This window comes from Serratia liquefaciens (assembly GCF_027594825.1).
GTDB lineage: Bacteria > Pseudomonadota > Gammaproteobacteria > Enterobacterales > Enterobacteriaceae > Serratia > Serratia liquefaciens_A.
On sequence record NZ_CP088930.1, the window covers coordinates 1,260,342 to 1,284,428 of the forward strand.

The window sequence follows — 24,087 nt, forward strand, 5'->3', positions numbered from 1 at the left end:
CAAAGGGGCCAATTGGCCCCTTTGTTGTTTGTATCAGAAGCTCAGACCCACGCCAACATAAGGGCCATCGGCCAACGTATTGTCGCGACGCCCGTCCTTCCCCTGCATCTGAATATAGCGGTAACCCACATCTACGCTAAGCGGGCGGAAAACATTCCAGCGCAGGCCGCCGCTGGCCTCGCTGTATGCTTTCACGCCACTGGTCAGCGACTCAGGTGCGAAATAGCCTTCGCCATGCAGGCTGAAGGAACGGCTGATAGCCCAGTCCAGACCGCCGCCCAGCGCCAAAGCGCCACCGCTCTTACCGTCCTTCGGACTCAGATACAGCGCCTTGCCGCCTACCGTTGCGGTCAACGGACCCAGCGGCAGGCCGAAGTTCAGCCCCAGGCTGCCAACGTTGCCGTTATGATCGCTGCGGGCCCAGTTACCCGTCAACCCCAGGCCGGAGGTGCCGGTATCCTGGCCGAAGCCGAGGTTGGTGTAATGCTTGCCGGCTTCACCCGACAGGCTGAGAGCGTTCGCCGCACCGGTCATAAACAGCATGCTTGCCGCGCAGGCGACCAAAGTCTTTTTCATCGTCTATCCCTCTTGCTACTTCATCCATTAAGAATGATATGAGTTAACCCGTAATAATACCGTCACGAGTCTATACCAAACCACAACCAGTCCTTAAGGGATAAAAGCGAAAAAATTCTTCTGTAATCAAACGAATGTAAAGTTTTGCAAGTAAAAGCGTCCTCCCGGGCGGCAATAGCAACGATAACCCAGACCTATTTGCCGAGTCCGTTCAATAGGTCTACAACTAGTAGTGGCATTGATTAGGGTCAGGGTGAGAACGCCCTGGCGGATTATGATGAAAGCTTGAGTCGCCCGAGTCTTCACTCAATTGCAATACGATAAGGAGCAAGTGATGAGCAAGAAAGGACTGACCACCGCAGCCGGGGCCCCGGTTGTCGATAATAATAACGTGATCACCGCAGGTAAACGCGGCCCGATGCTGCTGCAGGACGTGTGGTTCCTGGAAAAGCTGGCTCACTTCGACCGTGAAGTGATCCCCGAGCGCCGCATGCACGCCAAAGGATCCGGCGCCTACGGCACTTTTACCGTCACCCACGATATTACCCAGTACACCCGCGCAAAAATCTTCTCTGAAATCGGCAAGCAAACTGACATGTTTATCCGCTTCTCCACCGTAGCCGGTGAGCGCGGGGCCGCCGACGCCGAACGCGACATTCGCGGTTTTGCGATGAAGTTCTATACCGAGGAAGGCAATTGGGACCTGGTGGGTAACGACACCCCGGTGTTCTACCTGCGCGACCCGCTGAAATTCCCCGATCTTAACCACGTGGTCAAACGCGATCCGCGTACCAATCTGCGCAACCCGACTTATAAATGGGATTTCTTCTCGCTGTCGCCGGAAAGCCTGCACCAGTTGACCATAGACTTCAGCGACCGCGGCATTCCGAGATCCTACCGCCATATGCATGGCTTCGGCAGCCACACCTTCAGCTTTATCAATGCCAACAACGAGCGCTTCTGGGTTAAATTCCACTTCCGCTGCGAACAAGGCATTGAAAACCTGATGGATGACGAAGCGGAAGCGATCATCGCCAAAGACCGTGAAAGCTCACAGCGCGATTTGTATGAAGCTATCGAACGCGGTGATTACCCGCGCTGGAAACTGCAGATTCAGATCATGCCGGAGCACGAAGCCTCGCAGACGCCATACAACCCTTTCGATCTGACCAAGGTATGGCCGCACGGCGACTACCCGCTGATCGACGTTGGCTTCTTCGAGCTGCACCGCAACCCGGAAAACTACTTCGCGGAAGTGGAACAAGTGGCGTTGAACCCAGCCAACGTAGTGCCTGGGGTCAGCTTCTCACCGGATAAAATGCTGCAAGGCCGTCTGTTCTCTTACGGGGACGCACACCGCTACCGTCTGGGCGTTAACCATCATCAAATCCCGGTTAACGGTGCAAAATGCCCGTTCCACAACTACCACCGCGACGGTGCGATGCGCGTGGACGGCAACAGCGGTAACGGTGCCACCTACGAGCCAAACAGCTTTGGCCTGTTCCAGGAGCAACCGGACTTCAGAGAGCCACCGTTGAGCATTGAAGGTGCCGCCGACCACTGGAATCACCGTGAAGACGGGGATTACTTCAGCCAGCCGCGTGCGCTGTTCAACCTGTTGAGCGCCGAAGAACACCAGCGCATGTTCACCCGCATCGCCGGTGAACTGTCGCAGGTGCCGGAACAGATCCAGCGCCGTCAGGTCGATTTGTTCACCCAGGTACATCCGGACTATGGCGCCGGCGTAGCCAAAGCGCTGGGCCTGAAATAACCTCGCTTTATCAGCTTAGGCCGCCTGCGTGAAGTGGGCGGCCTTTTTTATCGACGCAATACCTGTTCAGCCACCCATTGCTGCAGCTGACGGCGGGATATTTTGATCCCCCCGTTATTCAACTCGGCAGGCATCGCCAACAATGCAACCGGCCGTTGGTAATTCACCAGACGATCCTGTGACCAGGCCAGTAGCTCTTCCAGCGAAAGCGGCGCCCCACTGTCGATAATCGCCACCGGTCGCTGGCCAAACTCGGCATCATCCACCGGCACCACCACCACCTGCAAGATCTGCGGATGAGTAGCCAGCACGCGTTCGATATCCTCCGGCTGAATGCCTTCCCCACCGCTGAAGAACAGGTTATCCAATCGACCTATGATCCGCAGTTCACCCTGTTCCATAGCGCCGCGATCGCGGGTATGAAACCAGCCTTGATCATCGGCAAGTGGCTGTAGCGCACCGTGCTGCCAGTATCCCTGCGCCAGACTCTGCGCACGGATCCACACCTCTTCATTCACCAGCTTAATTTCCCGACCGACCAGCGGCAGCCCAACGCCCGGCAACCCGTCGGCACGCTTGGCACATACCGTAGAAGCCAGTTCGGTCAGGCCGTAGCCGCACCAACAGCGAATGCCTGCCGCCTCCGCCTGCGCGGTCAGCTCTGGCGGGATCATCGCCCCCCCGAGCAGCACTTTTTTCAGCGTCAGCGCCGCCAACGGCTGCGCCAGCAAACGCCAAAGCTGTGTCGGCACCAGCGAGGCATGGGTACACCCAGCCAATGCGTCAGCCAGAGGATGCATATCACGCACCGTCAGCCCGGCTCCCGCCGCCAGCCAGCGCCAGACAATGCCCTGGCCGGAAACGTGAAACAGCGGCAACGACAGCAGCCAGCGGTCTTGAGGTTGGAAGTCCATCAGCCGCAGTACGCCTTCAGCGCTGGCCAGATGCGCGGCATAGCTGTGCGCAGCGGCCTTTGGTCTGCCGCTGGAGCCGGAGGTCAAGGTCAGCGTCGCCAACCGTTGCGCATCCCAGCGTGGCGGATTCAGCCAGCGAGATTCAGTAGAAGGAGGGGTTAAAGGGATGATCGTTGCCGGTAAGATCGGCAACCGATCCGGGCTGAAAGCAAAATCGATATCCAGGTCAGGCAACAGCGTCGCCAACTGGGTCGCGGGCAGCGCCGGATTCAACGGCAGCAAGCGCGCGCCGCACTGCAACAGCGCCAAATAAGCCAGCAGCAACGGGTAGCTGTTCTTGCCGCATAACGCCACGCCACTGCCAGGCTCGACGCCCTGATGCTGAAAATCTGCCGCCAGCTTATCCACCTGACGGCGCAACACCAGCCAGCTCACCGGCTGGTGCCCCACCATCACCGCCGTCGCCTGCGGCCGTCGCTGCGCCCAGTGCCGCCACGGCCAGTCGTTTAACGGCGCCATAAACACTCCAGCGCTTGCGGATCCAACAGCGGCAATGTGCTCTCCGGCCAGGGGCGCAGCAACTGCGCCTGCATCAGATCCAGCGTATCGAGCCCAGGAACGGTGTTCGGCGTCAGCCAGTGCGCGATGCGTGCCAGTTGCGTCAACCCCAGGCTCGATTCGATGCTGGAGCTGATCACCGCTGTTAACCCCGCTGCATGGGCCTGTTCCACCAGCGTACGGCAACGAGCCAGACTGCCGGTCAAGGTTGGCTTAATGACAATCGCCGCCACGCCCGGTTCGGCCTGTACCACAAAATCCGCCTCGCGCACGCTTTCGTCCCAGGCGATAGCAATGCCGGTCGCCAGCGCGAAATCCCGCGATTCATCACGGGTTTTGCAAGGCTCTTCAAGGAAAGCAATGCGTTCACGCAGCGCCGGTGCCACGTATTTAGCAAACCCGTCCGCCTTGGCGCGTGTCCAACTGCGGTTAGCATCCAGCCGCAGACGCAAATCGGGCAGGGCTTCCAGCAAGACGTTGACTATCATGCCGTCGCGCACCGCCTCATACAGCCCAACCTTCACCTTGGCAACTTTTTCTCCCGGCAGCGCGGTCAATACCGCGAACAGCTCGTCAGGATCGCCGGTACACAGCGGCGCTTTGCGGTAATCGGCCTGCAGCGGCAACCGCTGTTCCAATTCTGCCAACGCGCAGCTGGTGCCAAACGCCACCGAAGGCAACGGACTGTCTGGCGGCAACGACCCGCCTTGCCAGTCCTGTACCCAGCTCAGCGCAGCCTGCTCGGCCTGCGCCAGCGTTTCCTGGCTGAACTCCGGCAGCGGCGCTATCTCACCCCAGCCCTCCTGCCCGCCCTGCTGCAGATGGATCAGCAAACCATCGCGGGTTTTCAGCCGCTGGTTGCGCAGCACCACGCCAGCCTCCATCGGCAGGCTGTAACGGTAAACGGCGGCGTTACGGATCGGAGCATTCATTACGGATTACGCTTGAATTTGCTGAAGTCCGGCTGGCGTTTTTCGTTGAACGCGTTGCGCCCTTCCTGACCTTCGTCAGTCATGTAGAACAGCATGGTGGCGTTACCCGCCAGCTCCTGCAGACCGGCCTGACCGTCGCAGTCGGCATTCAGGGCCGCTTTCAGGCAGCGCAGCGCCATCGGGCTGTTTTGCAGCATTTCACGACACCAGCGTACGGTTTCTTTTTCCAGGCTCGCCAAGGGTACCACGGTGTTGACCAGGCCCATGTCCAGCGCGGCGGCAGCGTCATACTGACGGCACAGGAACCAGATCTCGCGCGCTTTCTTCTGGCCGACGATGCGCGCCATGTAAGAAGCGCCCCAACCGCCGTCGAACGACCCCACTTTAGGCCCGGTCTGGCCGAAGATGGCGTTATCCGCCGCGATGGTCAGGTCGCACATCATATGCAATACGTGACCGCCACCGATCGAATAGCCGGCAACCATCGCCACCACGGGTTTCGGGCAGGTGCGGATCTGGCGCTGGAAGTCGAGCACGTTCAGATGGTGCACGCCGCTTTCATCCTGATAACCGCCGTAGTCGCCGCGCACTTTCTGATCGCCGCCGGAGCAGAAGGCTTTGTCGCCGGCGCCGGTGAGGATAATAGTGCCGATGCCATCGTCGTAGCGGGCATTGGACAGCGCTTCGATCATCTCTTTCACCGTGTGCGGCCGGAAGGCATTACGCACCTGCGGACGGTTAATGGTGATTTTAGCGATGCCGTCGCTGGACTTGTGGTACAGGATATCTTCGAAATCACCGGAGCAATCCTGCCAGTCGATGGCGGCGTACAGCTGTTCTTCATTCGGATAGAGCATGTTCTGTTCCTTTAACCAGGGTTAACGAGAAAAGTGCGCAGTTCGGCGACGAAATCCTGCGGATTGGCCAGGTGCGAGTTATGCCCGGCCTGCGGCACGATGCGTAACGGCAACCCGGCGTCACGCGCCAACTGCTGAAATTTGTGATCGTCGGCGCCGCACAACACCACCAGCGGTATCGCCAGCCGTTGCAATTGCGGCACCAGACAGGGCTGTTTGCCCAGCGATGTGGCTTCCAGCATGTCCGCCACTGCCGCACCGGAATTGTCCTTGCGGGCACCGATCAGCGCATCGCGGTGCACCGCGCTGAGATTGGCGAAGACCGGCTGCTGGTACCAGTCCGCCAGCACCTGTTCAATAGGTTCGTGGCGGAAACGTTCGGCCCAGGCCGCATCGTGCGTCAGACGTTGAGCACGCAGGGCCGGATCGGCCAGTCCGGGATTTCCGCCTTCAATAATTACCCCTTGCAGGCCGGTAGTGTCGCCGCAGCAGGCGTGGTACATGGCTATGCGCCCACCCAATGAATAGCCCACCAGCCAATAGCGTTCGATGCCGTGCATCTGCAAGGTGCTGCTGATTTGCGTGCTGATATCGTCAAAGCTGCTGCAGGTCACCGCAACGGAATCGCCGTGGCCCGGCAGGTCGATCGCCAGCGACGGCCACTCCGGGCAGCGGGAAGCGATCACCCGCCATTCATTGTTGTTGCCCAACAGGCCATGCAGCCAGACTAACCAGGGGCGATCGGCTTCACCCTGTTGCAAGACTTTTGTCGCCAGCATTATTGCTCCGCCATCTGTTGCACCAGATGCTGCAACGTTTGTGCACCCTCGCTCGGCGGCACCTGCAGCTCAATCAGCGTGGCACCGCCGTGGCGCCACCCCTGTTCCACCGCCTGCAGCAACTGTCCCCAGTTTTCCGGGCAGGCGTAAGCGAGTTGGAACATCGCTGCGGCATGACTGAACTCCACGTCCTGCGGCATGCAGTAGAAGCGCTGCCGGTCTTCTTCCGGCGTTGGCAGTAATGAAAAAATCTGGCCGCCATTATTATTGACCACGATCAGCACCGTTGGCGCAGAGCATTGACGCAGCAGCGCCAGCGCGTTCAGGTCGTACAGGGCGGAAAGATCCCCCACTACCGCCAGCGTTGGTTTGGCGGTGGCCCGCTGCACGCCTGCAGCTGTAGAGATCAGGCCGTCGATGCCACTGGCACCGCGGTTGCTGAACACCGGGTAACCCGCCGGCAATCGAGTCAAGGCATCAATCAGGCGCACGATCAGGCTGTTGCCGAGGAACAGCTGACCGTTTTCCGGTAGCAGCTCCGGCAGGCGGTGCGCCAACTGCGCCTCGCCAAAGCGGTTGACCAGATGACCTGAGACCGCGTCCAGCGCGTTGTCCGCCAGCTGCGCCAGCTCATCTGCCCAAGGGGTGCGAGGCTGGGCTGGATGCAGATCAAGCCACTGCGCCACGCTGGAACGAATACGTCGCCCGCGATGGTGCGCCGGATCTAGCCGCCCCGGTAAATCGTCGATCAACCAATATTCCTGCGGCTGGCACTGTTCCTGCCACTGCAGCAGGCGTTTACCGGTCAGGCTGCTGCCGAACTGCACCACCAGTTGCGCCTCCGCCAGCCGCTTTTGCGCCTGCGGTTGCGCCAGCCATAAATCGGCGCAGGGCAGCGGTTGCCCGGTCTGAGACAAAACATCGCCAATCAGCGGCCAGCCGAGCATGTCGGCCCACTGCGCCAACTGCTCGCCCTCCTCCGCACTCATGCGGCCCGCCACCACCACGCCCCGCTTTTGCCGCCAGAAGAACCAGTCCGGCTGTTTGAGCACCTGGTGAGGATCCATTTCCCGCAGCCAGGGCTGGCTGCCTTGCCACCAGTCGCCAAGCGTCGCGGACCAATCCTCGTACTGCTGCTCATCACCGCCGTAGAGCGGTTCGGCAAAGGGGCAATTAATATGCAGGGCACCGTGGTGCAAGCGCGCTATGGCGCTGTCGACGGTGGAAACCAGCCAACTGGCGGGAATGTCGGTCGTCGGACGCGGCAAGTCGAGGCTCAAGGTTGGGTGGCTGGCATACAGGCTGTTTTGACGGATCGCCTGATTGGCACCACAATTGATCAGTTCAGGCGGACGATCGGCAGTGAGGAACACCAGCCGTTCGCCGGTCAGACCGGCTTCGATCAGGGAAGGATAAAGGTTGGCGGCCGCGGTGCCGGAAGTGACGATCACCGCCACCGGCTCTCGCGATGCCTTCGCCAGGCCAAGCGCCAAATGGCCCAGCCCACGTTCATCAAAATGGGTATGGCAGATAAAAGACTTGTTGGCCGACGCAGCCAGCGTCAAAGGCGTAGAGCGCGATCCCGGAGCGATACAAACATGCCGCACTCCATGGCGAGCCAGCGCTTCCAACAGCAACGCCGCCCACCGGCGATTAAAAACACTTGTCGACATAGTTCGCTCACAAGTCGGTTAACAGAATCTGCCTCTGGCACCCGCCGATCGGCGGCATGCCAAAAATGATGTTCTGCATTATATGAGTAGTTATCTTTACGACTTTTGCGCCAGCGCAAAAACGCCGTACATCCCGGTGACTTTATGGTAGACAATCAATTGATTTAGAACAAAAAATAAACATAAAAATCACACGCAGTTTACACTCACCGCGCCGTTCCCTCAATAAATCCGTAACCCAAGCAGGGAAATTCAGGGTAAAGCGTCTGGCTGCAGCAATGTCAGTAACCCGGCGGCCTTGTTTTCAATCTCCTGCCACTCTTCGGCGGCGTCGGAACCGGCCACGATACCGGCACCGGCGTACAGCCGTAACCGGTCACCGTCTAACTGCGCGCAGCGTAGCGATACGCAAAACTCGCTGCGGGAAGCGGACAAATAGCCGGCAGAACCGGCATACCAGCCGCGCGAGAAGGGTTCGTGCTGCAGGATAAACTCACGCGCTGCCTGACGCGGCAACCCGGCGACCGCCGCCGTGGGCTGTAACCGATGCAAGCAATCGGCATCGTCATCACGTTTCAGCCGGCCTTCAATACGGCGCCGCAGGTGCTGCACCTTACGCAAACGCACAACTTCCGGCGGCAGTACATCCACGGCATTAGCTCCCCCTTGCAGGCGCTGGCAGATGTCGTCCACCACCAGCAGGTTTTCACGCCGGTTCTTGCCATCCTGCAGCAACCATTGCGCCAGGGCCTGAGCCTGTTGATTCTCGGGGTGATTGGCCACGGTACCTGCCAGGGCTTCGGTCAGCAGATGATGCCCCTTGCGCAGATACAGCCTTTCCGGGCTGGAACCGAGAAAGGCGGAATCTGCATCAAATCGCAGCATATAGTGGTAACATCGGTGATTCACTCTGCGGCTGGCTTCCATCATCGCCGGCGCAAACAGCGGACCATCCAGCGTCAGTAGCGTACTGCGCGCCAACACCACCTTCTCCATCTGTTGCCGATCTATCGCCTTAAGCGCTTCGTGCAACATGGTTTCCCACCCGGCGCGTTCCGGTTGATGCTGCACCTTTCTCACTTCCGCCTTTAATGGCGTTATAGGCTGTGCAGCCACGCTATTTTCCAGCCAGCGCTTGGCGATGAGCGCATCCTCGTGCAGCGAGCTTTCAGAAAACAGATTAAGCGTTAATCGTGCTTCACCCTCGCGGCTGAGAATTTCCAGACGCGGCAAAAATAAATGCGCCGTACCGTCGAAAGCGTTCAGCCCCCACACACGCGCATCTTCATGCGCCCTGAGAAATGCCTGTGCTTGTTCCGATTGGGTAAACAGGCGCAATGCACCACAGACCACGGCCTCTTCATGCCCGTCGCGATGATGCCAGTAAAACTGAGGGAATGTCTGCTGTGCCGCCAACCATGCCAGCAAGGGAGTGGCCAAGGGTGCGGGAACGGGAAGTGAAAGCTGGCGAAAGCCGCTCTCAGCAGGAAAATGTTGCTCAAGCTGCCGGCGTAATCGCCCCAGCAATGCCGAAAGTTGTTCCACGGCCACCTCAATAACCAAACTTAATGTAGGGAATTATACGGCAAATCAAGGATCAACGACGGAAAAATAGCGTCGTGACGCTCACAGCAGGGCCCGCAAATTGTTTATAAAAATTAAACAATTAGCTCAAAAAGCGGCCAATAATGCATTGTCCGACTATACTGAGAAAGCATGTTCCTGCCTGCTGTGAACCCACGCCAGATCTTCCCGGCGTTAAAAACAGGATGTTCACGCTCTCCCAGCGGTTTCACCGGCTGTCCTTTGGGTCAGATGTAAGGAGCTTTTGTGTGAAAGAAATACTAATCAATTGGTTAAAAAAACAGCGTAAAATTTCTAAAATTAAATCTTTGCCGCTGCGGCGTCAAAAAGACGCCCCTGACAACAGCGGCAGCGCCATTAAGGCAGAGCTGTTTTCTGTCGATCAGATGGAGCGCTACGGGCAACGCCTGGCGCGTTCCCACAAGCTGGCGACGCGTAAAACGCCCTACTACCTGCTGAAACGGCTGGACGATAACGAACGCACCCTGGCGGAAAGCTGCCACCAGCTCAGCAACGGCAAGAAAGCCAGCATGACTCCCGCCGGCGAATGGCTGCTGGACAATTACTATCTGATTGAAGAACAAATCCGCGTCGTGCGCCACCACTTGCCGAAAACCTTCGGTCGCGGTCTGCCACAGCTGGCGCCGCCGCATAACTGCCCGCGGATCTATGACGTGGCTGCCGAAGCCATCGCGCACGGTGACGGCCACTGGGACGCCGAAAGCCTCACGCGGTATATCGCCGCCTACCAAAAAGAAGTCAATCTGACGCTCGGCGAACTCTGGGCGCTGCCCGGCATGCTGCGCCTGGCGCTGATCGAAAACCTGCGCCGCGTCAGCGTGGAAGTCGCGCAGGCCCAGCAGGAACGGAATCTGGCCGACAGCTGGGTGACGAAAATGCTGGAGTCGGCGGAAAACGATCCGGCCAACCTGATCGTGGTGATCGCCGATATGGCGCGATCCAATCCCCCACGCACCAGCGCCTTTGTCGCCGAGCTGGTCCGCCGCCTGCAGGGGCACGGTACCATGCTGGCGCTGCCGCTCACCTGGGTAGAGCAGCGGCTGGCGGAAGTCAGCCTGACCTCGGATGAATTGATCCACCGTTTTAACCAGCAGTTGGCCGTCAGCCAACTGTCGGTCAGCAACAGTATTTCCGGCCTGCGCCAGCTGAGCGAAATGGATTGGGCAGAATTTGTCGAAACCATGAGCCAGGTAGAACAGACCCTGCGTGAAGATCCGGCGGGGGTTTATCCCTTGATGCATTTCACAACCCGAGACAACTATCGCCACGTGATCGAAATGCTGGCACGCCACTGTCCGCACAATGAAGTCCAGGTCGCTCAACACGTGCTTAATATGGCGCGCGTGGCGGCTGAAGACCCATCCAGCGATCCTCGCCGCAACCACATCGGCTATTACCTGATTGACGATGGTCGCCCTGAGCTGGAACAGCAATTAGAGGTAAAACTCGGACGCATTACCCAACTGCGCCATGCGCTCAGTCAGGCACCGCTGCTTTCCTGGCTCGGCAGCCTGAGCCTGATCACCACCGCCATCTGCGCGGAACTGCTGCGGCACGCTTACAGCACCGGCATCAGTTGGGGACTGGTGCTGCTGTTCTTCCCAATGGCTATCGTGGTCAGCCAGTTTGTGCTCAATCTGCTCAGCGAGGTCACCACCCGCAGCCGCACGCCACAGTCTCTGCCAAGGCTCGATTTCTCCTGCGGTATTCCCGCTGAATTCCGCACTCTGGTGGCGATCCCGACGTTAATCGACAGCAAAAACGGCATCGATACACTGATCAATACGCTTGAGGTTTGTTATCTGGGCAACGCGATGAAGCATCTGCACTTTGCCCTGCTCACCGACTTCAACGATGCGCCCCAGCAACGGCATGCGGACGACGCCGCCTTGCTGGACTACGCCTGCCGGCAAATGGCAGCGTTGAACGCACGCTACCCTTGCGAGGGGCCCAGCCACTTTTTCCTGTTCCACCGCGACCGCGAATGGAACGAAAAACAGGGCGTTTGGATGGGGCTGGAGCGAAAACGCGGCAAACTGAATGCGCTGAATGACTGGCTGCGCAACCGAGGTAACGCCTTCTGCACGCAGATTGGCGATGGGCTGGAGGTGCTGAAAAACGTCAAATACGTCATTACGCTCGACAGCGATACCGTCCTGCCGCGCGAAAGCGCCCATCAGCTGATCGCCGCCATGGCGCACCCGCTCAATCAGCCTCAGTACGATGCACGCCAGCAACGGGTGGTGGAAGGCTATGCCATTTTGCAACCGCGCATGGCCGAAGAAATCCCCAGCTACGGCCAGGGCCGTTACGCCGCCCTGTGCAGCAGCACGCCGGGTAATGATCCCTATACGCTGATGGCTTCGGATATCTATCAGGACCTGTTTGGCGAAGGCTCGTTCATCGGCAAAGGCATTTACGACGTGGACGTGTTCTCCCACAGCCTGAAAGGCACCTGCCCGGCGAACCTGGTACTGAGCCACGACCTGCTGGAGGGCTGCTACGCCCGTTCCGGCCTGCTGAGCGACGTGCTGCTGTACGAGCAATATCCCAGCAACTATCTGGTGGACGTCGCGCGCCGCACGCGCTGGATCCGTGGTGACTGGCAATTGCTCAATTGGCTTCTGCCACGGGTGAAAACCGAGGACGGTACCCGCACCGCCAATCCGCTGAGCACCCTGTCGCGCTGGAAGCTATTCGATAACCTGCGCCGCAGCCTAGCTGCCCCCAGCCTGCTGCTGTTGCTGTTTTGCGGTTTTGTCTGGCTGCCAAACACCCGTTACTGGTTCGGGGTGTTCGCCCTTATTCTGCTGTTACCGACCCTGTTGGCGTTAGCACAGGATATCCTGCGTAAACCGCCGCGCAGATCTTTCCTGCAACATCTGCTGTTGGCGTTGAACGGTTCGCTGCATCGCCTGGCACAAATCGGACTGCGGTTGGCGACGCTGCCGCATGAAACGCTGTACAGCCTGAAAGCGATCGTCGTGACCCTGTGGCGACTGTTGATTAGCAAACGCAACCTGCAAGAGTGGACCAGCTACGATCAATCCAGGGCTCGCCAGCAGGTCACGCTGGAAAACTTCTACCGCGCGATGTGGATCAACCCGCTAGCGGGCGTCGCATTGCTGCTGTTTAGCTTCCTGCATAACCCAATGGCGCTGTTTATCACCTTGCCGTTCGCCACTCTGTGGATCCTGTCACCTTTCCTGCTGTATTACCTCAGTCGGGAACCGCAACGCAGCAAAACCGCAATCAATGATGAACAACGGCGCTTTCTGCGCCACACCAGCCGTCAAACCTGGGACTTCTTCAATACCTTCGTCAACCAGCAGGAAAACTGGCTGCCGCCGGATAACTACCAGGAAATACCGGAGCCGGTGGTGGCGCACCGTACCTCACCGACCAATATCGGGCTGTCGTTACTGGCTAACCTCACCGCCTATGACTTCGGCTATCTGACGCTCAGCGAAGCACTGCGGCGCATCGAGCTAACGCTCAATACCCTGGATCGCATGGAGCACTATCGCGGTCATCTGTACAACTGGTACGACACCCGCACCCTGGAGCCGCTGAACCCGCGTTATATCTCCAGCGTCGACAGCGGCAACCTGGCCGGCCACCTGCTGACGCTCAGCGCCGGCTTGCCGGCACTGGCCCACCAGCCGGCCATAGATCCGCTGCGGGTGCTGACCGGCCTCGGCGACAGCCTGCAACTGCTGGAGCAGCACTGGGGCGACGCCGCACCGAAAAATCTGTCGAAGCTGCGCAACCATTGGGAACAGGCCCATCACAGCCACCCGGCCGCCCTGCTGGCGGAACTGAACGCCATGCGCAACTACAGCAACGGGCTGCAGGAACCGGCGCTGAATCATGATGAGGAAACCAAACGCTGGGCCGGAGCCGTGCACCAGCAACTTAACGAACTCTGTGCCGAATGGACGCAGTGGTTCGGCTGGCTGAGTGACGGCATGCCCGAACTGGAGCAGGTGCCCAGCCTGCACTGGCTGGCTAACCCGCCAGGCCAGTTGACGCTGTCGCCAGAACAGCAAAATCAGCTGAGCGCGGCGGGTACCCTGGCGCAGGAACGTCTGACGCAGTTGCAAAGCCTGCAGCAGCGGCTGGAAAAAATGGCGCAAATGGACTTCAACTTCCTGTATGACGAATCGACCCATTTGCTGAGCGTTGGCTTTAACTGCGATCAAAACAAGATGGACAGCAGTAAATACGATCTGCTGGCCTCCGAGATCCGTTTGACCAACTACGTCGCCATCGCCACCAACCAGGTGCCGCAGCGCAGTTGGTTTGCACTTGGCCGCCTGTTCACCGTGATCGACCACGAACCCGCGCTGATGTCGTGGAGTGGTTCGATGTTTGAGTACCTGATGCCGCAGCTGGTGATGCCCGCCTACCCTGACTCCTTGCTGGTGCAGATGTGCCATGCGGCGGTGGCGCGGCAAATTGCCTGGGGTAAGGAACGCGGCGTTCCCTGGGGCATTTCCGAATCCGGCTACTTCGGTTTCGACGCTGACCAAAACTATCAGTATCACGCCTTTGGCGTTCCGGGGCTGGGCCTGCGACGCGGGCTGGGTGACGATATGGTGGTCGCGCCTTACGCCACGGTGATGGCGCTGATTGTCGAACCAGACGCCGCCTGCAATAACCTGATTACGTTGGAGAAAAATGGGGCCAAAGGCCGCTACGGCTTCTACGAAGCGCTGGATTACACCACCGCTCGCCTCAGCCGGGGTCAACTGTATGTGATCATCCGTTCCTATATGGCGCACCACCAGGGCATGAGCTTCCTTGCCCTGTCGCATTTGTTGCTGGATGCGCCGATGGTGGCACGCTTCGCTGAGTATCCGGCGTTCCAGTCGACGCGTTTGCTGCTGCAGGAACGGGTGCCGGATGCGGTCGAGCTGTACAGCACCCGCCGCCATTTCGAAACCCACGAGGGGACCATCACCCCGGCCAGCTTCGCCGCACGCGAATTCAACCGGGTGGACTCCCCGATCCCCGAAGTGCAGTTGCTGTCCAACGCCAACTATCACCTGATGCTCACTCAGGCCGGCGGCAGCTATAGCCGCTGGCAGAACCTGGCCCTGACCCGCTGGCGCGAAGACGCCACCTGCGATAACTGGGGCGCTTTCTGTTACCTGCGCGACCCGCAAACCGGTGAGGTCTGGAGCAATACCTGGCAACCGATTGGCGGCGCCGCCAAGGGGTACAGCGCCGTGTTCAACGACGCCGGGGCCGAGTTCCAGCGTCAGCAGGGGTCGCTGTCAGTGAAAACGCAGGTGGTGGTATCGCCGGAAGATGATATTGAGCTGCGCCGCGTGACGCTGGTCAACCGCAGCAAGCAACCGCGTACCATCGAAATCACCAGCTATGCAGAAGTGGTGCTGGCACCGGCCGGCAATGATCTGGCCCACCCAGCGTTCAGCAACCTGTTCGTGCAAACCGAACTGTTGCCGGATCAGGACGCCATTTTGTGCCACCGCCGCCCGCGCGAGCCGAAAGAAAAATGCCCGTGGTTACTGCACATGATGACGGTGCAAGGCCGCACCAGCCAGACGTCGTTCGAAACCGACCGCGCCAAATTTATCGGCCGCGGCCGCACCCCGGCCAATCCGCAGGAGCTGTATCAAAATACCCCATTGAGCAACAGCGCCGGGCCGGTCATTGATCCGATCATCGCTATCCGTCAGCGCGTGGTCCTGGAGCCGAACGTACCGCTGACGCTGGATATCTTCTATGGCGTCAGTGAAGACCGCGCCAGCGGCCTGGCCATGCTGGAAAAATACCGCGATCGCCATTTGGCAGACCGCGTGTTTGAACTGGCATGGTCGCACAGCCAGGTGGTACTGCGTCAGTTAAATGCCAATGAGGATGACGCCAACCTGTTCAATCGTCTGGCCAGCGCGGTGGTCTTCCCGGCGCAGGAAATGCGCGCCGCCAGCAGCGAAATCATTAACAACCGCCGTGGTCAGTCAGGGCTGTGGGGGTATTCAATCTCCGGCGATCTGCCGATTGTGCTGCTGACCGTAACCGACGGCGAAAACATCGAGCTGGTTCGGCAACTGATCCAGGCACACAACTACTGGCGCCTGAAAGGGTTGCAGGTGGATCTGGTGATCCTCAATGAGGACATCGGCGGCTACCGTCAGGATCTGCAGAACCAGATCATGGGCCTGATTGCCGCCGGCATGGAGTCGACCCAAACCGATAAGCCGGGCGGCATCTTCGTACGCACCAGCGAACATATGTCACCGGAAGATCATCGTCTGCTGCTCAGCGTCGCGCGTATTTATCTCGACGATCGGCGCGGCGGTTTAACGGAGCAGCTCAACCAGCGACTGCAGTTGCCGCAGATCCTGCAGCAGCCGCTGTCGCCGGTGACCGCCTCGTCGAAACTGGCAACGGTGGATAATTTGCCGCGCAACCTGCATTCGCCGCAGTTGCCTGACATTGCCGCACTGCAGTTCTATAACGGTCTCGGCGGCTTCTCGGAGAATGGCCGCGAATACGTGATTGCGATGAACGAAAGCAAGATCACCCCTGCGCCCTGGTCGAACGTAATGGCCAACCCCATGTTCGGCTCGGTGGTTTCGGAGAGCGGCCAGGCCTACACCTGGTACGAAAACGCCCACGAATACCGTCTGACCCCTTGGGACAACGATCCCATCTGTGACCGCAGCGGCGAAGCTTTCTATCTGCGCGACGAAGAGAGCGGCCATTTCTGGTCGCCGACACCGCTGCCCGCACGGGGCCGCGGCCATTACCTGACCCGTCACGGTTTCGGCTACAGCGTTTTCGATCACCGCGAAAGCGGTATCGACAGCCAGTTCACCCTGCTGGTGGCTAAAGATGCACCGGTAAAACTGTTCCTGCTGACGCTGACCAACACCTCAGGACGCACCCGCAAGCTCTCGGCTACCGGTTATGTGGAGTTTATCCTCGGCGATTTGCGGCAAAAGTCGGCCATGCATATCGTCACCCAGGCGGCTACGTCTGAAAACGGCTGCGGTATCCTGGCAACCAACCACTACGGGGGTAACGGATCGGATCGCACCGCGTTCTTCGGCGTATCGGGGGCGCATTGTTCGCTCACCGGCGATCGGCGTGAATTTATCGGTCGTAACGGTTCGCTGGCCAATCCTGCGGTGCTAAAACTGCGACGCCTGTCTGACAAAGTTGGCGCCGGTATGGATCCGTGCGGTGCGGTGCAGTCGGCCATCAGCCTGATCGACGGCGATCAGCGCAGCTTTGTGTTCGCCCTAGGGTTAGGGCAAAACGCCGAAGAAGCCGAAGCCCTGCTGCACAAATACCTCCAAGAAGACAACCTGCAGGATGAGCTGCAACAGGTGGCTGCGCACTGGGACGCTATTCTCAACAAAGTGCAAATAGGTACGCCGCAACCGGCCGTTGATTTGCTGGCCAACGGCTGGCTGCTGTACCAGACCCTGGCCTGCCGTATTCAGGCGCGCAGCGGTTACTACCAATCCGGCGGTGCCTTTGGCTTCCGCGATCAGCTGCAGGATACCCTGGCGCTGACTCACGCCGCCCCGGAACGGCTGCGGGAACAGATCCTGCTGTGCGCTTCGCGCCAGTTTGTCGAAGGCGACGTGCAGCACTGGTGGCATCCGCCGCAGGGCAATGGCGTGCGCACCCGCTGTTCGGATGACTATTTGTGGTTGCCGCTGGCCATTTGCCACTATCTGGACGCCACCGACGATCGGAGCATCCTGGATGAACAGGTGGGCTATCTGGAGGCGCGCAAGCTGGCCCCCGGCGAGGAGTCTTCCTATGAACAACCGGCGCAAAGCGCCACGCAAGAAACCTTGTACCAGCACGGCGTCCGGGCGTTAAAACACGGATTGAACTTCGGCGAACACGGCCTGCCGCTGATGGGGGCCGGTGACTGGAACGACGGCATGAACATGGTGGGTCTGGAGGGCCGTGGCGAGAGCGTCTGGCTTGGCTTCTTCCTGTTCCATATCCTGCAGCGTTACGGCAAGCTGGCAACCGCGCGTCATGACGACGAACTGGCAACGCTGTGCCGCCAGCAGGCCGATATGCTGCGCAATAATCTGCGTGACCATGCCTGGGACGGCGAATGGTACCGCCGGGGCTATTTCGACAGCGGGGAACCGCTGGGCTCTCATCAGTCGGCGGAGTGCCGTATCGACGCCATCGCCCAAAGTTGGTCAGTGCTGTCCGGTGCCGGTGATGAGCCGCGCAGCCTGCAGGCGATGCAGTCGTTGGATAAACACCTGGTCGACACCCAGGCCGGCTTGATCAAGCTGCTGACGCCGCCTTTCGACGGCAACGGCCCCAACCCGGGCTATATCCGCGGCTACCTGCCCGGTGTGCGGGAAAATGGCGGGCAATATACCCATGGCGCGGTGTGGGCAGTGATGGCCTTCGCCGAAATGGGCAATATCGAACGCGCCTGGGAACTGATGGCGCTGATCAACCCGATCAACCACAGCCTGGACAGCACCGCCGCCGAACGCTACAAGGTCGAACCTTATGTGGTTACCGCCGATATTTACGCGGTGGCGCCGCACGTCGGTCGCGGCGGCTGGAGCTGGTATACCGGCTCTGCCGGTTGGATGTATCGGCTGATCCTCGAGTCACTGCTGGGTCTGAAACGCCATGGCGATCGGCTGAGCGTCAACACCCGCCTGCCGGCGGATTGGCCACAGGTGACGCTTAACTACCGGGAGGGTAGCAGCGAATATCGGTTGGTTGTTCGTCAGGGGCAAGGCGCGGCACAGGTTAGCGTCGACGGTGAAAAACAGTCGGAGGCCGTGATAGCGCTGATAGACGATGGCAAAATCCATCAGGTGGAAGTGACATTAGGGCAGTAAATATCGGGGCGCGGCGGATGCCGCGCCCAACGTCTACAGGCCGTTATTTACGCGCCAGCAACAAGCCCATCACCAGGCCAACCGTTGCGCCAATCCCTACGCTGCACCAGGGATTTTCACGCACGTAACCGTCGGTACGGCAAACGGCGTCCTTGGCGCGCGCATAGTAGGACTCGGTGGTGTCAGCCAACCGCGATTTGACCTCACTCAATGCCTCTTCGGCATGAGTTTTGATATCGATATAGGCCTGATCGGCGCGATCGCCGGAGTACTTCAACACTTCTTCCAGCGTGTCGCTCAGCATTCTCAAATCGTCATCGAGCGTGGTTTGATCCGCATCCGTATTTCTCGCCATGTTAAGTTCTCCGTGTTTAAAAAATGAAACGGCCCTTAACTATAGACAAGGATCGCCGATCCCCGCCATCAGACTGACGGCTAAAATCAGAATACCAACTGGACTTTGGCAGCACGGCTCTTGTCACCGGCAAACGTCAGCGCCTCAGCCAGTTGACGATTGTCAAACTCGGCGGACAGCAGCGGCAGCGGATTGACTGTTCCCTCGGCCAGCCACGCCACCGCCAGGGCAAACTCTTCAACAAATCGGAAGGATCCCAGCAGATTCAACTCTTTGGCGATCAACAACATCAGCGGGAAATCCGGGAAGCTGCTTCCCATACCGACTTGCACCACCGTCCCCTTGGCGCGGGTGATCTCCAGACAGCGCTGCAACGACAAAGGGTGCCCGGAGACTTCAAAAGCGATATCAAAATACCCTTTTTCCTGCTGATAGAAGCTGAAATCGTCATTGCCGGCGTGCAGACAGCGGGATGCCCCCATCTCTCCAGCGATATCCAGGCAACGCGGGCTGAGATCGGTGCAGACAATCTCTTCGGCACCCAACGCCTTCAGCGCCGCCACCAGCAGGCAGCCTATCGGGCCGACGCCGGACACAAACACCTTTTTCCCTTTGACTTCACCGGGCTGCCTGGCGGCATGTATCGCCACCGCCAACGGCTCGGCAAAAACCATCACCTTCTCGTCGCAATCGGCGTCGAACGCAATGCACTGCGCGCTATCAACCACCTTGTACTGGGTAAAAGCGCCGTCAACATGTGGAAAATACATCGCGCTGCCGAAAAATCGCATCTGGATACACTGGTTTTGCTGCTCTGCCAGACAATACTTGCACTGCCCACAGGGCTTGCTGGGGTTTAACGCCACTTTCTGGCCAACGGGCAGCCGAGCCGTGTCGCTGGCGACCACTTCACCGATCACCTCATGGCCCAGCACCATCGGCTGACGCACCTGAAAACTGCCGACCTTGCCTTCCTGATAATAATGCAGGTCTGAGCCGCAGATGCCGCCGCGGGTGATTTTCACCAGCGTGCCGCTGCCCTGGTAATCGACCTCCTGCTCCACTACCGCCACGTCATATTTGCCGTTGACCACGCAGGATTGGGTTTGAATTTTCATCATCATGTTCTCATCAGCAGGCGGTTATACCGCAGCGGACATCCCGCCATCGACAAACAGCAGGTGGCCATTGACAAAATCCGAGGCTTTGGACGACAGGAACACCGCCGCACCAATCAGCTCCTGTGGATCGCCCCAACGGGCAGCCGGCGTACGCTTGGTCAGCCAGGCGGTAAACTCTGGGTTGTCCGCCAGCGCCTGAGTCATTTCGGTTTTGAAGTAGCCCGGAGCAATACCATTGACCTGAATGTTGTAGCGCGCCAGCTCAACGCACATGCCGCGCGTCAGCATTTTCACCGCCCCTTTGGAGGCGGCATAGGGCGTGATGGTATCGCGGCCCAGTTCGCTCTGCATCGAGCCGATATTGATGATTTTACCGCTTTGGCGCTGCACCATATGGCGGGCTACCGCTTGCGACACCATAAATACCGCCTTCTGGTTGACGGCGATAATGTCGTCCCAGTCTTTTTCCGGAAATTCGGTAAACGGGTGGCGTCGTTGTATGCCGGCGTTGTTGATCAGCACATCGATCCCGCCGCTTTGTGCCTCAACTTTCTCAATGGCGGCATGAATGGCCTGGGAGTTAGTGACATCAAAGGCCGCAGCATCGGCACGGAAGCCCTCACGGCGCAGTGCTTCAACGGCTCGCTGGGCGTTTTCCTCGGTGGTCGCATTGACCAATATGTGAGCGCCGTACTCCGCCAGCCCGCGCGCCAGCAGAAAACCAATGCCCCGAGAAGCGCCGGTAATCAGTACTTTTTTATTATCCAGTGAAAATAAGTTGTTCATAGCATTCCCCGGCAGTGTTATTCCGATAAGACAGGCGCCTATCTCAGCGGATCGCCGCCGGCAAAAACGTGATACCGATCACTTAAAACAGTGTTACTAAAACCTGTTACCTTTAACGTGAAGCCACGCAAGCGCACAGGAAGGAAAATGCATACATTTCATTGAAAAATAAGATTTTTATACTTTATAACGTCGATTGTTATCGCCAAATCGATTTGTTAACATGGCGTTATTCGCGATTTCGCCGCCCCACCCCGTTAAGGCCTCAGAATGAAGAACCAACGCGTCACGCTGCAAGATATTGCGCTGCTCGCCGGCGTGACCAAAATGACCGTCAGCCGCTATCTGCGTACGCCGGAAAAGGTGGCGGCCGAAACCGCCGAGAAAATTGCCCAGGTGATGAAGGAAGTAAACTTTACCGACAGCGATGAGGCGCGTTCGACGCAAAAGCCGCGCATTGGCGTCTTGATCCCCTCCTTCAACAACCAAATTTTCGCCGATCTGCTGGCCGGTATCGAATCCATCACTCTGGAACAGGGCTATCAAACGCTGGTGGTGAACTATGACTACAGTCGGCAGCGCGAAGAAGAACATATCGTCCAACTGCTGGCTTACCCGATCGCCGGGCTGATCCTGACGGATTCGGAACATACTCTGCGGGCAGAAAAATACCTGACGGCGGCCAAAATCCCGGTGGCGCAGGTGATGGATCTGGAAGGCCCGGAAGGAAGGATCGCCGTGGGGTTCGATAACTTCCAGGCGGGTTACGACATGACCGAAGCGCTGCTCGCCAGCGGTAAACGTCAGGTGGTTTATTTTGGCGCCATGTCCGATGCACGCGACACCAAACGTTTCCAGGGCTATTGCCGGGCAATGGAAAAACAGGGCCTGACACCGCGCCAAATCACACCGCACCGTGTTTCGTCGGTGACGGTCGGCTCCGACATGTTGGCCATGGCACGGCAGCTCTACCCGGATTTGGACGCTATCTTATGCACCAATGACGATCTGGCGGTTGGGGTGTTACAGGAGTGTCTGCGGCTGGGGCTGCGGGTTCCGCAGGACATCGCGCTGTCGGGCTTCCACGGTCTGGATATCGGCAAAGCCACCACGCCGGGCATCGCCAGCGTGATCACACCCAGGTTTGATATCGGCAAGGTCGCCACTGAGATCTTGCTGAAACGCATTAAAGGGGTGCCGTGCATTGAGCGCGTTGATCTGCACTACCGCATCTCACTCGGCGGCACCATTTAATTCAACGGTTAACATGTTCGGTAACAGCGGCCGCCGGTTTCGGTTTTTCGCTGCGCGCCGCCAGCCACAGGCCGCTGTTTTTCATCGCGTAGCCGAACACCAGCCCCACCAACAGGGAAAGGGTCACCAGAGACCAATTGCCGCCGCCGGCAAAGGTAGCGCAAGCGCCGATAAAGGTGCCGGGCACAAAACCCAACCACTGCTGTTTTGCCTGAATGCACATCAGGAAAGCCACCGCGCCGGTCAGCAGATAACCGAGCAGGCTCCAGCCGGGTGCCAGCTCACTGCCGTGAATGATCGCCATCGCCCAAAATACCCCGCTGCAGCAGGTCAGCGTGCTGATCAACAACCCTTTCAGGCCCCCCTGCGGGCAAGCAAAATAGGCCGTACAGCCCAGAAAACCGGCCCAACTGATCAGCCCCAGGCTAACAGCTACCCATCCCCACACGCCGGAGAGGATCCCGGTAGTCACAGCAATGGCAAAAATAACGTTCATAAACTGACCCGCAGCAAAGAAAGCGCGCAGTTTACGCGAAAATCGGCAAATTCACGTGATGGAAATCACAAAAATTTTGTAATGAGAAATACTGAAATTGCAGAATTGAGGAATTTGTCACAAAAAAAACCAGCGTGGCAAGCACGCTGGAAATGACACACAACAACACCAGGGAAATCGTTCGCCACCTTGCGTGGCTAAAATCTTTGTTCACCTACCCTGCGAATTTCACCTTGCCCACGGGCAACATGAAACTCGGCGGGTATCAGCGCGGGAAGCCCGCGCGGGTCACCATGAAGCTCAAGGATAAGCACACCACGGCACTGACCAGAAATAACAGATTGACCGCCAGATGCAGGCTGGCATGGTCGATAACCGCCCCCAACAGGATCGGAACCCAGTTGGCGATATAGGCGATTACGTAAAACAGTGAAATCAGTCTCGCATGGCTGGCCTTCGGTGAAATCAGGTTCACCAACGTGGCACTGCCGACAAAAATGGCCCCGTAGGCGTAACCGGCAATCACCATACCGGCACTGGCCAAAGCCAGCGAGTGGATCTGAATCGCTTCGGCGAACACCACCACCGACAGCGCCTGCGCCAGACAGCCAAACATCAGCGAATGGCGCGCATTAACCCGACGGCTCAGGATCTGGCTAATACCGGCAATCACCAGATACACCGCAATCACGTAGCCGTAGATGCCCCGGCTGTGCATGCCCAACAGCTTTTCTGACACGCTTGGCCCAATCGCCAGAATACTGGCCGCCACCGCCCAGCAGATAAACAGCGCACCGGCACACAGGAAGAACTTGCCTCCTGTAGCGCGCAGGCCATCCGCCAACGAACTTTTTTCCGGCGCAGCCTCGGCTACGGGCGTCCCGCCTGGCGGTACCGTAACGGCTTCAACCGGCCATTTCAGCATCACGCCCAGTGCGGCAACGGCCGCCACTGCCATGATGATAATGAACGGCAGCGAGGTAGTGTGGAACCCGGTTTGCAGCGCCACGCCGCTGAAAATCGGCCCTAAAGCCAGACCGGTGGTGAATGACAGCGTGGCAATCAGCGCCGCATTTTTACCGCCGTCTTTCGGCCCAAAACGCACCAGCGCAATGTTAGCCGCGCCGGTTAAGGCACCGGTGCCGACCCCGGCCAGCAGACGCGCCATAAACATCATCAGAAACGAATCGGCCATCGAAAACAGCAAGGCCCCAGCCAACACCACCAGCAGCGCCGGTACAATCATGCTGCGCAGGTCTTTGACCTTGCCGGCCATGTTGCCCACGCCGAACAGGGAAATCAGGACGCCGGCGGCATAGGCACCATAAATGACCGTCAGGCTGACCGAGCTTAGCGCCAACTCATGTTGATAAAGCGGATAAAGCGGCGTCGGCGCACTGCTGTTCAGCAATGCGGACATTAATGCCAAAGCTAAAAACAGCAGGATGGCAAAATGCGACGCGCCCGAATTCGCTTTAGCGGCTTCATCAACAGCCACACCTTCAGACATTTTTCTCTCCCGAAACAATCTGGATAAACA

15 protein-coding genes are annotated in these 24,087 nt (G+C 58.8%); 3 read left to right on the forward strand and 12 right to left on the reverse strand.

The features are described 5' to 3' along the window. Positions 1 to 33: 33 nt before the first annotated feature. On the reverse strand, positions 34 to 576 hold the full coding sequence (locus LQ945_RS05740) for a YfaZ family outer membrane protein (RefSeq protein ID WP_044552602.1): 543 nt from the start codon (positions 574 to 576) through the stop codon (positions 34 to 36). A 334-nt stretch (positions 577 to 910) separates the two neighbouring features. Between LQ945_RS05740 and katA the strand changes: the two genes are divergently transcribed. After that, positions 911 to 2,347 carry a catalase KatA gene (gene katA / locus LQ945_RS05745; RefSeq protein WP_122079897.1) on the forward strand — a complete coding sequence of 479 codons (1,437 nt, stop codon included), beginning with the start codon at positions 911 to 913 and terminating at the stop codon, positions 2,345 to 2,347. A 47-nt stretch (positions 2,348 to 2,394) separates the two neighbouring features. Here katA and menE read toward each other — a convergent pair whose 3' ends face one another. The 6 genes from menE to menF all read right to left on the reverse strand — a co-directional run bounded on the left by menE (position 2,395) and on the right by menF (position 9,605). Further along, a complete protein-coding gene (gene menE / locus LQ945_RS05750; RefSeq protein ID WP_270102487.1) occupies positions 2,395 to 3,780 on the reverse strand; it encodes an o-succinylbenzoate--CoA ligase in 1,386 nt (461 codons plus the stop codon). After that, positions 3,768 to 4,739: an o-succinylbenzoate synthase gene (menC, locus tag LQ945_RS05755; protein ID WP_269935921.1), complete on the reverse strand. Its 972-nt coding sequence runs from the start codon at positions 4,737 to 4,739 to the stop codon at positions 3,768 to 3,770. The genes menE and menC overlap by 13 nt, the downstream gene beginning before the upstream one ends. A gap of 11 nt (positions 4,740 to 4,750) precedes the next feature. After that, positions 4,751 to 5,608 carry a 1,4-dihydroxy-2-naphthoyl-CoA synthase gene (gene menB / locus LQ945_RS05760; protein WP_262242312.1) on the reverse strand — a complete coding sequence of 286 codons (858 nt, stop codon included), beginning with the start codon at positions 5,606 to 5,608 and terminating at the stop codon, positions 4,751 to 4,753. An 11-nt stretch (positions 5,609 to 5,619) separates the two neighbouring features. After that, positions 5,620 to 6,387, reverse strand: a complete 768-nt coding sequence (menH, locus tag LQ945_RS05765) for a 2-succinyl-6-hydroxy-2,4-cyclohexadiene-1-carboxylate synthase (protein WP_270102488.1) — start codon at positions 6,385 to 6,387, stop codon at positions 5,620 to 5,622. Continuing rightward, positions 6,387 to 8,060 (reverse strand): 2-succinyl-5-enolpyruvyl-6-hydroxy-3-cyclohexene-1-carboxylic-acid synthase, encoded by a 1,674-nt coding sequence (gene menD, locus LQ945_RS05770; protein WP_270102489.1) that lies wholly within the window; start codon positions 8,058 to 8,060, stop codon positions 6,387 to 6,389. Before menD ends, menH begins: the two co-directional genes overlap by 1 nt. 252 nt (positions 8,061 to 8,312) lie before the next feature. After that, positions 8,313 to 9,605, reverse strand: a complete 1,293-nt coding sequence (menF, locus tag LQ945_RS05775) for an isochorismate synthase MenF (RefSeq protein ID WP_270102490.1) — start codon at positions 9,603 to 9,605, stop codon at positions 8,313 to 8,315. A 287-nt stretch (positions 9,606 to 9,892) separates the two neighbouring features. Between menF and LQ945_RS05780 the strand changes: the two genes are divergently transcribed. Continuing rightward, positions 9,893 to 18,535, forward strand: a complete 8,643-nt coding sequence (locus LQ945_RS05780; RefSeq protein WP_270102491.1) for a GH36-type glycosyl hydrolase domain-containing protein — start codon at positions 9,893 to 9,895, stop codon at positions 18,533 to 18,535. A 43-nt stretch (positions 18,536 to 18,578) separates the two neighbouring features. Here the strand turns inward: LQ945_RS05780 and elaB are convergent, their stop codons facing one another. From elaB to idnO, 3 genes are all read right to left on the reverse strand, one after another. Then, positions 18,579 to 18,890 (reverse strand): stress response protein ElaB, encoded by a 312-nt coding sequence (gene elaB, locus LQ945_RS05785; RefSeq protein WP_044552615.1) that lies wholly within the window; start codon positions 18,888 to 18,890, stop codon positions 18,579 to 18,581. Positions 18,891 to 18,976: 86 nt separating this feature from the next. Beyond that, positions 18,977 to 20,008 carry an L-idonate 5-dehydrogenase gene (gene idnD / locus LQ945_RS05790; protein WP_044553008.1) on the reverse strand — a complete coding sequence of 344 codons (1,032 nt, stop codon included), beginning with the start codon at positions 20,006 to 20,008 and terminating at the stop codon, positions 18,977 to 18,979. A 24-nt stretch (positions 20,009 to 20,032) separates the two neighbouring features. After that, positions 20,033 to 20,797, reverse strand: a complete 765-nt coding sequence (gene idnO, locus LQ945_RS05795) for a gluconate 5-dehydrogenase (protein ID WP_044552617.1) — start codon at positions 20,795 to 20,797, stop codon at positions 20,033 to 20,035. Positions 20,798 to 21,067: 270 nt separating this feature from the next. On the opposite strand from idnO, the gene LQ945_RS05800 reads away from it, so the two are divergent. Beyond that, complete coding sequence (locus tag LQ945_RS05800) at positions 21,068 to 22,051, forward strand: LacI family DNA-binding transcriptional regulator (protein ID WP_044552618.1); 984 nt, start codon at positions 21,068 to 21,070, stop codon at positions 22,049 to 22,051. Position 22,052: 1 nt separating this feature from the next. Here the strand turns inward: LQ945_RS05800 and LQ945_RS05805 are convergent, their stop codons facing one another. Both LQ945_RS05805 and LQ945_RS05810 read right to left on the reverse strand, forming a co-directional pair. Continuing rightward, positions 22,053 to 22,547 carry a DUF1097 domain-containing protein gene (locus LQ945_RS05805; RefSeq protein ID WP_270102492.1) on the reverse strand — a complete coding sequence of 165 codons (495 nt, stop codon included), beginning with the start codon at positions 22,545 to 22,547 and terminating at the stop codon, positions 22,053 to 22,055. 265 nt (positions 22,548 to 22,812) lie between these two features. Continuing rightward, positions 22,813 to 24,057 (reverse strand): MFS transporter, encoded by a 1,245-nt coding sequence (locus tag LQ945_RS05810; protein ID WP_044552621.1) that lies wholly within the window; start codon positions 24,055 to 24,057, stop codon positions 22,813 to 22,815. Positions 24,058 to 24,087 lie beyond the last annotated feature (30 nt).

Coding starts and splice junctions, on each gene's coding strand:
- LQ945_RS05740 (WP_044552602.1), bottom strand. CDS start 576: ATGAAAAAGACTTTGGTCGCCTGCGCGGCAAGCATGCTGTTTATGACC.
- katA (WP_122079897.1), top strand. CDS start 911: ATGAGCAAGAAAGGACTGACCACCGCAGCCGGGGCCCCGGTTGTCGAT.
- menE (WP_270102487.1), bottom strand. CDS start 3,780: ATGGCGCCGTTAAACGACTGGCCGTGGCGGCACTGGGCGCAGCGACGG.
- menB (WP_262242312.1), bottom strand. CDS start 5,608: ATGCTCTATCCGAATGAAGAACAGCTGTACGCCGCCATCGACTGGCAG.
- menH (WP_270102488.1), bottom strand. CDS start 6,387: ATGCTGGCGACAAAAGTCTTGCAACAGGGTGAAGCCGATCGCCCCTGG.
- menD (WP_270102489.1), bottom strand. CDS start 8,060: ATGTCGACAAGTGTTTTTAATCGCCGGTGGGCGGCGTTGCTGTTGGAA.
- elaB (WP_044552615.1), bottom strand. CDS start 18,890: ATGGCGAGAAATACGGATGCGGATCAAACCACGCTCGATGACGATTTG.
- idnD (WP_044553008.1), bottom strand. CDS start 20,008: ATGAAAATTCAAACCCAATCCTGCGTGGTCAACGGCAAATATGACGTG.
- idnO (WP_044552617.1), bottom strand. CDS start 20,797: ATGAACAACTTATTTTCACTGGATAATAAAAAAGTACTGATTACCGGC.
- LQ945_RS05800 (WP_044552618.1), top strand. CDS start 21,068: ATGAAGAACCAACGCGTCACGCTGCAAGATATTGCGCTGCTCGCCGGC.
- LQ945_RS05805 (WP_270102492.1), bottom strand. CDS start 22,547: ATGAACGTTATTTTTGCCATTGCTGTGACTACCGGGATCCTCTCCGGC.
- LQ945_RS05810 (WP_044552621.1), bottom strand. CDS start 24,057: ATGTCTGAAGGTGTGGCTGTTGATGAAGCCGCTAAAGCGAATTCGGGC.